The organism is Brochothrix campestris FSL F6-1037 (assembly GCF_000525915.1).
Lineage (GTDB): Bacteria > Bacillota > Bacilli > Lactobacillales > Listeriaceae > Brochothrix > Brochothrix campestris.
This window is the reverse complement of sequence record NZ_AODH01000034.1, coordinates 1-15,305: the sequence shown is the minus strand read 5'-3', so window position 1 is coordinate 15,305 and position 15,305 is coordinate 1. Positions and strand designations below refer to the sequence as shown.

Annotated in this window: 9 protein-coding genes and 3 pseudogenes; 1 reads left to right on the top strand and 11 read right to left on the bottom strand. The window is 40.0% G+C overall.

The window, feature by feature from the left end:
• Window positions 1-744: 744 nt before the first annotated feature.
• From BCAMP_RS07830 to BCAMP_RS07785, 11 genes and pseudogenes are all read right to left on the bottom strand, one after another.
• Window positions 745-2,463, bottom strand: a complete 1,719-nt coding sequence (locus tag BCAMP_RS07830) for a M4 family metallopeptidase (protein ID WP_035314899.1) — start codon at window positions 2,461-2,463, stop codon at window positions 745-747.
• Between the two features lie 234 nt (window positions 2,464-2,697).
• Window positions 2,698-3,530 (bottom strand): annotated as a pseudogene (locus tag BCAMP_RS13870) (transposase).
• Window positions 3,531-3,703: 173 nt separating this feature from the next.
• Window positions 3,704-5,134, bottom strand: a complete 1,431-nt coding sequence (gene gatB, locus BCAMP_RS07820; RefSeq protein WP_035314898.1) for an Asp-tRNA(Asn)/Glu-tRNA(Gln) amidotransferase subunit GatB — start codon at window positions 5,132-5,134, stop codon at window positions 3,704-3,706.
• A 12-nt stretch (window positions 5,135-5,146) separates the two neighbouring features.
• Window positions 5,147-6,598 (bottom strand): Asp-tRNA(Asn)/Glu-tRNA(Gln) amidotransferase subunit GatA, encoded by a 1,452-nt coding sequence (gene gatA, locus BCAMP_RS07815; RefSeq protein WP_035314897.1) that lies wholly within the window; start codon window positions 6,596-6,598, stop codon window positions 5,147-5,149.
• Window positions 6,599-6,620: 22 nt separating this feature from the next.
• Window positions 6,621-6,911: an Asp-tRNA(Asn)/Glu-tRNA(Gln) amidotransferase subunit GatC gene (gene gatC, locus BCAMP_RS07810; protein ID WP_035314896.1), complete on the bottom strand. Its 291-nt coding sequence runs from the start codon at window positions 6,909-6,911 to the stop codon at window positions 6,621-6,623.
• 259 nt (window positions 6,912-7,170) lie between these two features.
• Window positions 7,171-8,256, bottom strand: coding sequence for a CamS family sex pheromone protein (locus tag BCAMP_RS07805; RefSeq protein ID WP_232217949.1), 1,086 nt, complete (start codon window positions 8,254-8,256; stop codon window positions 7,171-7,173).
• A complete protein-coding gene (locus tag BCAMP_RS15075; protein WP_232217948.1) occupies window positions 8,198-8,338 on the bottom strand; it encodes a lipoprotein in 141 nt (46 codons plus the stop codon). Before BCAMP_RS15075 ends, BCAMP_RS07805 begins: the two co-directional genes overlap by 59 nt.
• A complete protein-coding gene (gene ligA / locus BCAMP_RS07800) occupies window positions 8,338-10,347 on the bottom strand; it encodes an NAD-dependent DNA ligase LigA (RefSeq protein ID WP_051456969.1) in 2,010 nt (669 codons plus the stop codon). Before ligA ends, BCAMP_RS15075 begins: the two co-directional genes overlap by 1 nt.
• Before the next feature lie 12 nt (window positions 10,348-10,359).
• Window positions 10,360-12,565, bottom strand: a pseudogene (gene pcrA, locus BCAMP_RS14745) (DNA helicase PcrA).
• A 339-nt stretch (window positions 12,566-12,904) separates the two neighbouring features.
• Entirely contained in the window at window positions 12,905-13,213 is a 309-nt protein-coding gene (locus BCAMP_RS07790; protein ID WP_035314895.1) for a YerC/YecD family TrpR-related protein, read from the bottom strand.
• A gap of 86 nt (window positions 13,214-13,299) precedes the next feature.
• Window positions 13,300-14,478 (bottom strand): annotated as a pseudogene (locus tag BCAMP_RS07785) (MFS transporter).
• Window positions 14,479-15,055: 577 nt separating this feature from the next.
• Here BCAMP_RS07785 and BCAMP_RS15070 point away from each other — a divergent pair.
• Window positions 15,056-15,298 carry a helix-turn-helix domain-containing protein gene (locus BCAMP_RS15070; RefSeq protein WP_035314894.1) on the top strand — a complete coding sequence of 81 codons (243 nt, stop codon included), beginning with the start codon at window positions 15,056-15,058 and terminating at the stop codon, window positions 15,296-15,298.
• The last annotated feature ends 7 nt before the right edge of the window (window positions 15,299-15,305 follow it).

Sequence of the window (15,305 nt, the reverse complement as noted above, 5' to 3'; positions counted from 1 at the left end):
TTGTGAAGGTGTTCAGTACTCTGCAAAAAATAGAGCTCTCATTGGAGTTACTTATTTCTTTCCACAATCAAACGTGAGTGATTTAAACATGTTTTTGAGAATAGATTGTAAACAATCCGTCGTCTCTTTTTCGATATTTGCTGATTTTCACTTTTATGATAAACACCGACAATTGTATCGCCTTCCGCGACGTTCGTTGTGTCCGTTTGGCTTACGTTTACCTTTCATTGGTAGCTTTGTGATACCGAAGTAGTTGGCTTTAAATAGGCGATAGAGCGTTCTACCAGAACATGAAATAGCTATACATCAGGTGGCTAACCTTTAGCCGTCATTTTCTGAATGTAAGTTTGTTGATCCGTACTTAAAATGATCGGTCGTCTGCCACAATATGTTTTATTTTCTTTGTGTTTTTGATAAAAAGCACTGGCCGAGGAACTTTTCTTTAAAAAATTGTAGACATTATCAATCGTTGTCTTGAACATCCTAGTCTCTTCAATCCGGTTAAAACAGATTGTTTCGTTTGGAAATAGGCTTCTATCATTACAAGTACATTTGGTGTAGAGATGTTTATAGGTCATTTGCCTTCACTCAAAATAATTCTTTGGTCGGAACTATTTTGAGTGTCGCACAAAATGGCTTTTTTATTTGTCTCGCTTAATTTTACTCTCGGCGATTTATAACTCTGCAACAGACCCCAGATTATAGGAGTCCATGTTTCTTACAAGTCCCAACCATACATTTCGTTTAACATATCAAATATTGAACCTGATTTTTTGAATTCTTTTTTATCTTTAGGCTGACCGTTTTTTTATTTTTTTCTTCTTTTTGACCGTAAATAGTTGGTAAGGTCCCAGATTCTTCGCTGAATTCTATCGATGTCACGTTGTCTGTTTGTGTCACTTCAATTTGTTGTTCTGGTAAGATATTTGATTGTTTAATATTATTAATTATTTCACCCAGACCCACATTTGCATATGCGTTGTTCACTTCAACCGCTACTTGTGGCTCATTTGGATATAAGTCATGTGATGCTTGCACCATTGCCTCTTTCATTTGGTTAAAGTCTGAGGCATGGTTTAAGTAGTGACGCATTACTGTAAAGAAAATTTGTTGTGCTTTTTCTTGACCAATCGCATTAATCACATTGTAAGCTGCCTTATTCATAATACCAGAGTTGATGTGTACTCCACCTTGGTCATTTGTTTCTGGTAAGTTTTGAAAATTATTCATGTGGTCTGGTTGATTGTGATTAGTTGGATGCTCAAAATCACGTAAAATCCAACCAATATCTTCGCCCATTGTCCAGTCTTTGTTATCCATGAAGTGACCGAAAGTATCTGCAAGGGATTCATTCAGTGCACCTGATTGACCTTTATAATCAAGATTTGAACTATTATTAATCACCCCATGTGTTGTTTCGTGACCGACTATGTCCATTGCTGCAGCAAGTGACAATCCATTACGCGCACCGTATTTCATTGTCTGAGAACTTGGATCCCAAAAAGCATTACTTGGACTTGATGAGTCATTGACCATAGACACAATTTGTTGTTTCTTACCATCTACTCCTCTAAAGTTAAAGTTATTTTTGTAGTAGTTATAAACAGCACGTCCATTTATATAAGCATCTACCGCACCTCTATCTGTGAACTGCCCATTGATACTATTAATAATTCCAACTGAATATAATTTATTATTTCTAGCATCCTTTTTAACTGAAAGAATATCAAGTACGGTATTCTTTGCGTCATCTGCTGGAGAATCTTGCATATAGTGTGTGCCCTGTTGGTCTACTAACGTTGGGAAAGTGACGTCTTTTCCTGCGGTTGTTTTCCCTATACCTGTTGATGCTTTCCCTGAAATATTTGCAACATCATGGTTGGCTTTGTAAGTCTCAATAATGGTTCCATTCATTGCGTCTACTTTATAAACTGTAGCTGTTTCTGAACCTTCTTTACTTCCGACACTTACTTGCCAGTATGCAATTCCGTCTGTCGTTGCATACTGTTTGATTTGATATACAAAGCCATCTTCAGCTCCAAAAGCAGCTTTTGCTATGTCTTGCGCTTTTGTTTCATCAACTGTGATTTTACCATTCAAATGAATCTCTTTTTCGTTCACATCACCTGTAACAGATGTGATGATATTGTCTTTGTTGACATGCACGTGCAATTCACCGTTTTCTGCTGGAATAGCATTAACCATTTGTTGCATGACATAGTGAGTGAAACCGTTATCATCAGATACTTTACCGATTACGTTATATTGTTCTAAAATCTTAGAATCAATTTCCCCACCCATCAGTTGTGGTAATTTCTTTTCCAGTTCCTCTGCTTTTACGGTATCAGGATTGATGTCCGCAGAAGCTGTCATAGTTGAAAATCCTACTGTGAAAAATGTTGTCGTTAATAGAATTGTTGCTAGTATTTTCTTTGATTTCACTTGAATGTCTCTATGTTTCATAAACAAACTCCTTTTTCCTTATGTATAGTCGTTTCTATTATCGTGTAATGCTCTTTTTCATCAAGATGTTCAGTCATCAAATCAGTCCCCATTATCAGATTATAGTCACAATTAGATAGTATCAAATAACTAGTGAAATGACAAACAATTACAAGTATCCCTCTATGAACATGCCTGTGTATGGAAGCAAAGCAAATAAGATATTATTAACCAAATGTATCGTTATATTTAAGGTTATATTTCTGTAGTATATACATGCCCCATAAATAACCCTATTATTTGCCAATTTAAGCTGGACAATTGTTCTTCATTTACGTAACTCAAAAATACTTCCAATGTTGTCCGGTAGTTTAATGATTTTCTTGGTATGTGATTTCTTTTTGAAGCAACAGCTGAAACGAAGTTTTGGTTAACTTGGTAAAAGTCCAGCTTTTTTGGCAAGCCTTTTCTACGTAAAATGCCGTTAGAATTTTCGTTTAGCCCGCGTTGTGAAGGTGTTCCAGTCTCTGCAAAAAAAATAGAGCTCTCATTGGAGTTACTTATTTCTTTCCACAATCAAACGTGAGTGATTTAAACATGTTTTTGAGAATAGATTGTAAACAATCCGTCGTCTCTTTTTCGATATTTGCTGATTTTCACTTTTATGATAAACACCGACAATTGTATCGCCTTCCTCGACGTTCGTTGTGTCCGTTTGGCTTACGTTTACCTTTCATTGGTAGCTTTGTGATACCGAAGTAGTTGGCTTTAAATAGGCAATAGAGCGTTCTACCAGAACATGAAATAGCTATACATCAGGTGGCTAACCTTTAGCCGTCATTTTCTGAATGTAGGTTTGTTGATCCGTACTTAAAATGATCGGTCGTCTGCCACAATATGTTTTATTTTCTTTGTGTTTTTGATAAAAAGCACTGGCCGAGGAACTTTTCTTTAAAAAATTTGTAGACATTATCAATCGTTGTCTTGAACATCCTAGTATCTTCAATCCGGTTAAAACAGATTGTTTCGTTTGGAAATAGGCTTCTATCATTACAAGCACATTTGGTGTAGAGATGTTTATAGGTCAATTGTCTAACTTAATTTAACTATCGGCGTAAACAAAAATAAAAAAGCTTTTCGGAAAATATTTTGTAACGCTTTAAACACTCACTTTTCCATAAAACTAACCTACTTTACTTCAAATAGAAAAAGCACCTATCCCACCGTATAAAACAGCTGAATAAGTACTTTTATCAAATATTTAACGTTTATTTAATTCATCGACAATGATTTGGTTAACCATTTTCGGATTCGCTTGTCCTTTAGTTTCTTTCATTGTTTTACCAACAAGGAAACCAACGGCACGATCTTTACCGTTTTTAAAGTCTTCGACCGACTGTAAGTTCGCATCGATAATCGCTGTAATGATTTTTGTTAATTCGCCCGCATCAGACATTTGCACGAGGCCCTTAGCTTTAACGATTTCTTCAGGGTTGCCACCTTCTGTAATCACATCACGGAAAACTTTTTTAGCGATTTTAGATGAAATCGTACCGTCTTCAATCAACTTAATTAAGCCCGCAAGGTTGTCAGGTGTTAACGCTGTGTCATGTAATTCCAATTGTTCGGCATTTAAGTACGCTGATACTTCACCCATTAACCAGTTAGACGCTTGTTTCGCATCGGCACCACTTGCAACTGTTGCCTCAAAGAAATCAGACATTTCTTTTGTTAAGGTTAAGACCATCGCATCGTACGCTGGAATTGACCATTCGTTAATGTAACGTGTCCGGCGTGAATCAGGTAATTCAGGGATTTCTGCTTTAACAGCTTCCATCCACGCATCATCAATCACTAAGTTCACTAAGTCAGGCTCTGGGAAGTAACGGTAATCGTCTGATCCTTCTTTGACACGCATTAACAACGTTTCGCCAGTTGCTTCGTTAAAACGACGGGTTTCTTGACCAATGATACCACCAGCAAGTAAGACTTTTTCTTGACGTTTTTCTTCAAATTCAATTCCTTTACGAACATAAGAGAATGAGTTTAAATTTTTAATTTCTGTTTTTGTACCGAATTTTTCTTGACCTAATGGGCGAATTGAAATATTGGCATCACAACGCAATGAGCCTTCTTCCATTTTCACATCCGATACGCCAGTGTATTGAATGATTGATTTCAAAGCTTCAAGATACGCATACGCTTCTTCAGCAGAACGCATGTCAGCTTCTGATACAATCTCAATTAACGGTGTTCCTTGACGGTTGTAATCGACTAATGAATAGCCTTTACCCGCATGGTTTAATTTACCCGCATCTTCTTCTAAATGTACGCGTTCGATACGAATACGTTTTGTTTCGCCGCCAACAACCACATCAATCCAACCATTTTCAGCAACTGGTTTATCAAATTGTGAAATTTGGTAAGCTTTTGGGTTATCAGGATAGAAGTAGTTTTTTCGGTCAAACTTCGTTTCACGATTAATTTGGCAATTGAGGGCAATCCCAGCTTTCATTGCAAATTCAACGGCACGTTTATTTAAGGTCGGTAACACACCTGGATAACCTAAATCAACGACGTTTGTGTTTGTATTCGGTTCAGCACCAAAATGTGCAGGTGAAGAAGAGAATACTTTTGATTCTGTTTTTAACTCTACATGGACTTCAAGTCCGATTACTGTTTCAAAATTCATTCTATCTTCCTCCTACAATTCAGCTGTTAACTCATTAAAGTTAGTTGCTGTTTCAAATGCTTGTCCGACACGGTAAACAGTTGCTTCATCGAATTGGTTCCCGATGATTTGTAAGCCAACTGGCATATTTTCACTTAAGCCACATGGCACTGATAAACTCGGTACACCTGCCATGTTACTTGGAATCGTTAAGACGTCATTCATGTACATTGTGATTGGGTCTTTAGCATAGTCACCTGATTTAAAGGCAACTGTTGGTGCAGTTGGTCCAACAATGACATCGTAATCAGCAAAGATTTTCTTGAAATCTTCAATAATCATCGTACGTGCTTGTTGCGCTTTTTTATAATACGCATCATAGTAACCGGAGCTTAACGCAAAGGTACCTAGCATAATACGACGTTTAACCTCAGGTCCAAAACCTTCAGCACGTGTTTTTGTATATAACGTTTCGAGGTCATGTGCTTCTGGTGAACGGTAACCATAACGCACGCCATCAAAGCGTGATAAGTTCGATGAAGCTTCACTTGAAGCCAAGACATAGTATGCAGCCACACCGTATTCGATGTGTGGTAAACTCACTTCGTCAACTGTTGCACCTAAGCCTTTAAGTGTTTCAATCGCTTCTAAAACGCGGGCTTTAACACCGGCTTGAACGCCTTCGCCTAAGTATTCTTTCGGTACAGCAATCTTCATGCCTTTGATATCTTTATGGATATCAGTTGTGAAATCAGCTATCGGTTGTGGTACCGATGTTGAATCGTGCACATCAACACCTGCAATTGCTTCTAACACAAGGGCATTATCTTCGACTGTACGCGTAATGGGCCCAATTTGATCAAGTGAAGACGCAAAGGCAATTAAACCGAAGCGAGACACACGACCGTAAGTTGGTTTCATCCCGACAACCCCACAAAAAGCGGCTGGTTGACGCACTGAACCACCTGTATCAGATCCGAGGGCAACAGAGACTTCACCGGCAGCAACCGCTGCTGCTGAACCACCTGAAGACCCACCAGGAATACGTGATAAATCCCAAGGATTCGCTGTTTTTGCATAGTAAGACGTTTCGGTTGTTGATCCCATTGCAAACTCATCCATGTTTAATTTACCAACATTAATCATGTCTTTTTCATGCAATTTCGTCATAACAGTTGCATCATAAACAGGTTCAAATCCTGTTAAAATTTTAGATGCGGCTGTTGTTAAAATATCTTTCGTTACGATATTATCTTTAATACCGATTGGAATTCCCGCTAGCACATTTGTTGCATCGATGCCTTTAGCATCAAGCGCTGCAGCTTGTGCTAACGCGGTTTCTTTTGTCAAAGTAATGAAGGCTTGTACCTTATCTTCAACGGCGTCTACGCGAGCGTAAACTTCATTGACTAAGTCAACTGCCGTCACTTCTTTATCTACTAATTTTTGATGTAATTGTTTAATTGTTAAATTAAGTAATGCCATGTTTAATCGGGCTCCTTCCCTACTAGTCCATAATTGATGGTACTTTAATATAGCCATCTTGTGAATCTGGTGCGTTTTTTAAAACAACGTCGCGTGGTAAGCCTGCAACGACCTTATCTTCACGTAACACATTTGTTAATGGCACGGCATGTGTTGTCGGTTCGATGTTATCCGTATCTAACTCATTTAATTTTTCAACCATTTGAATAATTTGCTCCAACTGCGTTGCATATTGCTCCGCTTCGGTTTCAGTAATTTCAAGACGAGCTAAACTCGCTACTTTTTCAACTTCTGCTTTTGAAATAACAGACATAATAACCCTCCTAAAATATCTACTTTATGATACATACTCCTCTATTCTACACGAAAACCCTTTTAAAATAAATGATTTCGGTCAATTGTTTACGTATTTGAACGAGAAAAAAACGATGCGCCTATGGCACATCGTTTCAGATTGTAGACAAAGTCGAATTAAACTGATTTTACTTTGAACGTTAGTTCAAGTGACTTTGGCTGCAAGATGACTTGAATGACTAGAACTGCTGTTGAACGTGCCACTTCCTTTATCATCTTTAACGGTCAAAGATATGAACTTCAGCCTTTTTGCTCCCTGAATCACGTGTAATTAAAGCGGCATTCGCCTGTGAGTCAGTTGTTTTAATATTAACTTCCACATCAACACTCGATGGTACATGTTTCGCCACCATATCCGCAGCAAACTGTGTAAAGCCAATAATCTCTGCTTCGCCAAAGAAGTTAACCGGAATATCAATCGTTACACGTTTCATCTCTTTTCCTTGGTAGAACCCACGTCCGATGACCCCATTGTAGTTTGAGAAGTACGTTTGAATATCACCAGAGAAGCTCTTAAACCAGTTATAATCATCTAAATAATTGGTTTTGGCATCATCAGATGGGAATAAAACATACTTTTCATCGGTGCTATTCCATTTATCGAGTTCAGATGAACCGGCTTTAGCTGTTGCAGACGCGATATAATTGCCTGACACCATCGCATCTTTGGCGTTTTGTCCAAAGATGGCTACTGTAATTGGCACTTCTGAGAGACCTTTCATTTGACGCATTCGTGTAATAATCGTCGCAGCCATTTTCTCGCCTTCAGCTTTCATTTTTTCAGTCGTAATCGGTGTCGTATAGGTTGCACCATAGCTTTCTTTTTGGTAATAATCGACCGAATTCATCGCCAAACCGATAGTGACACCACTTAAATTAACCGTGTCCCCTTTGTTTTCCAAGTAGTTTTGCTCGAGGATGTGCGCTAAGTAAATCGGATTACGATCGGTACCATTACCGTTGAATTCCGGATTCAGACCAACGTTATCACTGTCACTTAACTTCTTCTCTTTCAGTTGTTTATCGGAATACTTCCGATTCAACCATGACACAACGGTTTCCTTTTTCAAATATTGTCCTTCTTGGAAGACAAAATCATCCGTATTATACATGCCTGTTGCAATGCGTTGTAAGCCAACTTCCATCTCATTAATGTCATAACGCGTATTTAAATTAGAGACGATTAACCCACGGGTTGGACTTTCTTTATACGGCAAAAGCGTACGGTAATAATCACTTGATATATTATTTTTCGTAACGATTTGCGCTTCTTTTTTTTGTGTTGCTTGAGCTATCGTTATCAACTGTTTTTTCACTTGATAATTGCGGTGAACAACCTGCCAATGCAAGTGTTAAACCGGCAACAACTACAATTAGTTTTTTCATTATTTTTGGTCACCTTCATCTTTTAAGTACACGAGTAAATCAGCTTCTGACCAGATTGGAATCGCGAGGCTTTCTGCTTTAGCCCGTTTCGAGCCTGCATCCGCACCAGCAACGACTACGTCAGTTTTTTTACTCACGCTTCCGGTTACTTTGCCACCGAGGCTTTCAATCAAGTCTTTTGCTTCAGTCCGTGTCATTTGTTCTAGTTTACCAGTTAATACCACTGTTTGACCATTAAAAACTAGTTCCTTGGCTGACTTATTTGCCAAGACCGGGCCTGTGTAACTTAAATTAAGATTGACCTGACGCAGTTCATTCACTAATTCATGCACTTGTGGATTCGCAAAATAAGCCAGAATCGAATCAGCCATAATTTCACCAACATCAGCAATCGCAATCAGCTCATCTCTCGTTGCATCTTGCAAAGCAGCGATGGTGCTAAAGTGTTGCGCGAGTGATTTAGCCGCTTTGGCACCAACGTGACGAATACCTAAGCCAAACAGCAACAGCTCAAGTGAATTAGCCTTCGACGCTTCAATCGCGGCCATCAGTTTGGCGGCCGATTTTTCGCCCATTCGTTCGAGCGGTAACACATCTGCCACTGTCAACTTGTATAAATCAGCAATGTCGGCAATTAAGCCATTGTCATGTAATTGCGAAACGACCTTATCGCCAAGTCCTTCAATGTTCATTGCGTTCCGTGAAGCAAAGTGAATCAAACCTTCACGAATTTGTGCCCCACATTTCGGGTTAATACAACGGAGTGCCACCTCTGTATTTAAACGCACCAGTTCACTGTCACACGATGGACAATGGGTTGGCATCTCGTATGGTTCGCTCGTTGGAGGACGCTTGTCCAATAAAACGCGGACCACTTCTGGAATAATATCACCCGCTTTTTTGACGATGACCTCATCCTTGAGACGAATATCTTTGGCGGCGATATAATCGGCGTTATGTAACGAGGCCCGTTGTACCGTCGTCCCTGCTAATTGTATCGGTTGTAAGATGGCCGTTGGTGTCACGACACCGGTACGGCCAATACTCAATTCGATATCAATGAGCTGCGTTGACTGTTCTTCGGCTGGAAATTTATAGGCAATCATCCAACGCGGCACCTTAACAGTAGCACCGAGCTGTCGTTGGGCTGCAAAATCGTTCACTTTAATAACGATACCATCGATGTCATAAGGAAGCGAGCTGCGTTTATCGGTCCATTCCGCAATATAAGCCATCACAGCTTCAATCGAATCAACCACTCGATATTCGCGATTGACGTGACAGCCTAAGTCCGCAATCGCGGCTAACATTTCACTATGTGTCGTCACATCAAGCACGGAACTATCCGCAACAGCATACAAGTAAGTATCCAAGTTACGTGAAGCCGCCACTTTTGTATCTAATTGACGTAGCGAACCCGCCGCCGCATTCCGTGGATTGGCAAACAAGGCCAATCCGTCGACTTCACGTTGGGCATTAAGCTGCGCAAATGATCGTTTCGGCATGTAGGCTTCGCCACGAATTTCAATCGTTAACGGTTCTGTTAATTTCAATGGCACAGAACGAATCGTCCGTACATTGGCAGTAATGTTTTCGCCAATTGTTCCATTCCCGCGGGTTGCCCCTTGAACAAGTTGTCCGTCAACATATTTTAAAGATAACGCAAGTCCATCGATTTTAAGTTCAACGGTATAAGAAACTTGCTCAACACCGAGCTCTTTACGGACGCGCTGATCAAATTGACGGATTTCAGCTTCGTTAAAAACATCCCCCATACTAAGCATCGGAACATCGTGGGGTACTTTTTCAAACTTATCGAGCACGATACCACCAACTCGTTGGGTTGGTGAATCAGCTGTGACTAGTTCGGGATGTTTGGCTTCGATTGCCACCAATTCAGCATAAAGTGCATCGTAGACATTATCTTCTGTCGTCGGTGCATCCAACACATAATAGGCATAGCTAAGCGCCTGTATTTGTTGTTTCAATTCATTTAATCGTTCACTCATTTTGACACCGTCCTATACTTTTTCAATCGGTGAAAACTCAGCTAAGAGACGTTTTACACCTGTTGGACTTGGGAAGGCAATATCCAATTCCATTGATTTACCGGCATTTTTAACACTAACAACGGTACCGATTCCCCAAATTTTATGTTTTGCTTTGTCGCCAACGGTCCAACTAACCGCACTGGCTCCGGTTTCTTGCAACGCTTTAACCTGTGGTGTTTTGGCGTATGAGCGTTGTTTTGTGGCAAACGGAATCGCTTGCTTGTTCTTGGCGTCACTCGCACGTTCGAGTAATTCAGCCGGAATTTCATTGATAAACCGGGATTCTGCATTGCTGGTTGAACGACCATACAACGTACGTGAATATGCCGCGGTTAAATATAATTCTTTTTCAGCTCTCGTAATACCTACATAGGCAATTCGACGTTCTTCTTCCATCTCATCTTCGTCTGCTAACGCACGACTGTGTGGGAAGATACCTTCTTCCATTCCCACTAAATAAACAACCGGGAATTCTAAGCCTTTAACAGCATGGAGCGTCATTAACGTAATTGCCCCATCTTTTGCATTGATTTGATCTTCGAGCGAATCAACATCCGCCACTAATGCCAAGTCCGTTAAAAAGGCGATTAATGATTTATCATCGGTGTCTTTTTCAAATTGCTGTGCCACTGAGAGAAACTCATCAATGTTTTCAATGCGGGTTTCGGCTTCAATTGTTTTTTCAGCCTTCAACATCTCACGGTAACCTGACTTATCAAGCACTTGTTCGATCAGTTCAGCGACAGATAAATAATCTTGCATCTGTGAGAAGCCACGTATCATGTCATAAAAACCGAGTAGCTCACGGCTGACCTTCGTCGATAAGCCTACTTGTTCGATTTGATTAATCATCGCAAACATTGTTGTATCATAAGCTAAGGCTGCCGCCGCTAATTTGTCGAGCGAACCTGGCCCAACGCCTCGTTTAGGCACATTGACCACCCGCGCTAAACTAATATCATCCGCGTTATTGGCAATGAGGCGGAGGTAGCAGAGTACATCTTTAATCTCTTTACGATCGTAGAATTTTTGACCGCCGACCATTGTGTAGGGAATCGATGATTTAAGTAACGTCTCCTCAAGAACACGTGACTGTGCATTTGTACGGTATAAAATTGCCATATCTTTATATTTATAATCAGCTAAACGTTCTTGGATTTTTCCGACGACATAGGTCGCTTCTTCACGTTCAGATAACGCGCGGTGGTAACTGATTTTATTTCCTTCGCTATTACCTGTCCATAATTCTTTCGGACGACGGTTGCTGTTGTTCGTAATGACACCATTAGCTGCCGCTAAAATCCGTTTTGTAGAGCGGTAATTTTGCTCTAATACAATCGTCGTTGATTTCGGATAATCTTTCTCGAAATCCAAAATGTTACTAATGTCAGCGCCACGCCAACCGTAAATACTCTGATCTGAGTCACCGACGACACAAATATTTTGGAACCGTGCCGCCATTAATTTAACGAGCGTATACTGTGCCTTATTCGTATCTTGGTACTCATCAACATGAATGTATTGGAACTTACGTTGATAAAATTCAAGCACCTCTGGCACTTGTTGAAACAGTTCAATGGTCATCATGATTAAATCATCAAAATCGAGCGCTTGGTTTTTTCGTAATTTTTTTTTCGTAATCTGTGTAAACATCTGCAACCATTTTTTCGAAGAAACCAGCGGCTTCTTTCGCATAGTCAGTCGCATTAATTAGTTCGTTTTTGGCGTTACTAATCGATGCGAGCATTGCCCGTGGTTGGTACCGTTTAGGATCGATGTTACGATCCTTCATAATTTTTTTAACGACGGTTAATTGATCGCTTGAATCCAGAATCGTAAAGGCACGACTAAGCCCCATTCTTTCTGCGTCACGACGTAAAATCCGCACGCACATCGAGTGAAACGTCGATACCCAAATTGCATCGGCATCGCTCCCTAAAATAGCTCCGACCCGTTCTTTCATTTCACGTGCGGCTTTGTTTGTAAAGGTAATCGCTAAAATATTGTACGGATTAACATTTTTTTCTTTAATTAAATATGCAACACGATGTGTTAACACCCGTGTCTTCCCACTGCCGGCACCTGCCATAATCAGTAAGGGCCCTTCTGTTGTCACGACAGCCTTCTGTTGTTCAGGATTCAATCCTTCTATGAGTTGTTTTCCAGTAATTTCCATTGTGCACCACCTATTTCAGAACATTCGTTCTTATTATACATAAAAAAACAGGCAAACACTAATCTCGCTGCCTATTTCTTTGTGTTGTATTCACGTTGTTTTTCTTCTTAAAAACACTAGCCTAATTATAACAAACATCACGCATAAAAGGTACTCGTTGCCCTAGCGTAATCCACCGTTTTCATTCCGTTAGAAAACAAAAAAACTTTAAAAGCACAGGTCTTTTAAAGTTTCAGATTGTAGACAAAGTCTTACAAGACTTCTTTTTGATTTAAAAATAAGCAAGTGACTGTGAAATCATTAGACTGACTAAACCTATTGTTATATGCGCTGGTTGTATTAGCCTTTAGTTTTATCTTCTTCATCTAAACGTCCCAATACAAGCTCATACGAATCATTACCCCAGTTAAGCGAACGTTTCACGCGTGAAATCGTTGCTGTACTCGCACCGGTAGCCGCTTCAATCTTGCTATACGTATGACCACTTCGTAGCATTTTTGCGACTTGAAAACGTTGTGACAATGCTTGAATTTCGTTGACTGTACACACATCATCAAAGAAATCGTAACATTCTTCAATACTCTTCATTGTTAACACACCACGAAAGAACTCATCGAGGCCTTCACCACGTAATTTTTCAATTTGCATGTTACTTTCCCCCTCATCCATTTTCTGCTGTATCTCTCTTTAACATTTTAACGCATTACATGACTAAAACGCAAGCCTTCTCTGTCTTAATCAGCCGTCTGATGACGGGTTGGGTCTTTCCAAAAGAACGCTAAGATTGTCCCTAATACAATCACAATTGTCGCGACATAAAAAGGATAGTCAATATTTATATCAAAAAAGATTCCTCCCAAAACCGGACCGAACACATTTGCAAGCGAGGTGAAAAAGGAATTCATCCCCCCCAACAAAGCCTTGGTCATTACCCGCAATACGCGAGAGGTAGTTGGTGACTGCCGGACGGATAAGGTCAAAGCCTGTAAATAGTAAAAAGACGACCGCCATAATGAGCCAATATGAATGTGTAATCGTCACTGCAAAAGTGAGTAAGCCTGATAAAATCAACATCATTCGTACAAGATTGACTTCGCCAATTGCTCGCACGAGTTTATCGAAGACAACGATTTGACACACAACGCCAATAATTGCCCCACCTGTAATCGCAATCGCGATGTCACGTGGTGTGAAACCAAATTTATGATCGGTATACAAACTGAAAAACGACTCAAACAAGGCCATCCCAAAGGAAGATACAAAAATGACGATAAAGGCCATTAAGAATATCGGCAACACTATTTTGCGCAGACCGCCTTTAGCGGCTGCTTTACTATCAGCTGTTTCAAGATTTTGTCGTTCGGGTTCGCGTAAAAACACTAACGAGATGACGGCTGCGATCAAGGCCATGGTTGCTGCCGCAAAAAGGGTGCTCGTGTGCCGTATTCGGCTAAAAAGCCACCAATACCAGGGCCGATAATAAAGCCGGTACCGATTGCGGCTGACATATACCCTAATGCTTTGGCGCGGCCTTTTAAGGTGGTTGAATCGACAATAAAAGCCGTTACCGCTGGCATAATAAAAGCGGCACTCATGCCACCAAAAATGCGGGAGACGAACAAGAGCTCCACCGAGGTACCGACTGCAAACAGCAGTTCAGAGAGCGAGAATATAAACAAGCCGATCACAATCATGATTTTTCGACCGAATTTATCGGCTGCTTTACCCGAAAAAGGCGATACGACTAATTGCGTTAAGGCAAAGGCAGCGGTCATGTATCCGACGACTGTTCCTGAAATATGTAATTCGTTCATTAAAGTCGGCATTACAGGAATGACTAAGCCAATCCCAATAAAGGCGATAAATAAATTGGCTAATAAGATGCCGATTGTAACATTATGTGTTGTTTTCATCCGTTCCTCCTCCATCGTACAGTAACTGTTTCAATATTATCTATTTTAGCATAGTTTAATGTGACTAGCTGACTACACGTGTTACTATTTTGCAGACTATTTTCTCCCAAACTCCGTTACAATAGGATGTGCGTACCTCGCACAATCTTTCTCTGTTTGTGCGAGATACAGGCTCGTTAATTCTTTGCAGCAGCGGTACATTGGATATAGGAGGTTTTTAGATGAAGATTTGTCAAGCACTCAATTACACACAAGAGCAACTCGTGGAAAAAGCCCTGGTCAGTCGATCAACGATTTCAAATTGAGAAACAAACCGCAATTACCCTGATATTCAAATGATTGTTGATTTATCAAACATCTTGGATATTTCGTTAGATGCGCTCTTAAAAGGAGATGAAACTGTGGTCACACATATTGCCAATGATACTAAACAACGTAAAAAAAAAAAGTTTTAAAATTAAAATACTGGCGAATTGTATAATCAAGTTAGCCACCTGAATTTATAAAAAAAAGTGCCTTAGCGAAAAATCATGTATTATTGAGGTTACGACACCAAACAATAAAGGATGATTTTGCTATGACACTCATAAAGAATAACACATTTAAAACAAAACATACACACCTTTCTGTTGCCGAACGTAGGATGATACAAATGTTACTCCGCAAGAAAGAATCACATCGGTCAATTGCTTATTTACTCAATCGGTCACCTCAAACAATTAACAACGAAGTTAAAAGGGGAATGATCACGAAAAGATTTCGATTGAAAGTAAAAAAAAAAACAAAGCACCGTCTTTCTTGTTCGTTCTTACTCGCATAAAAAGGGA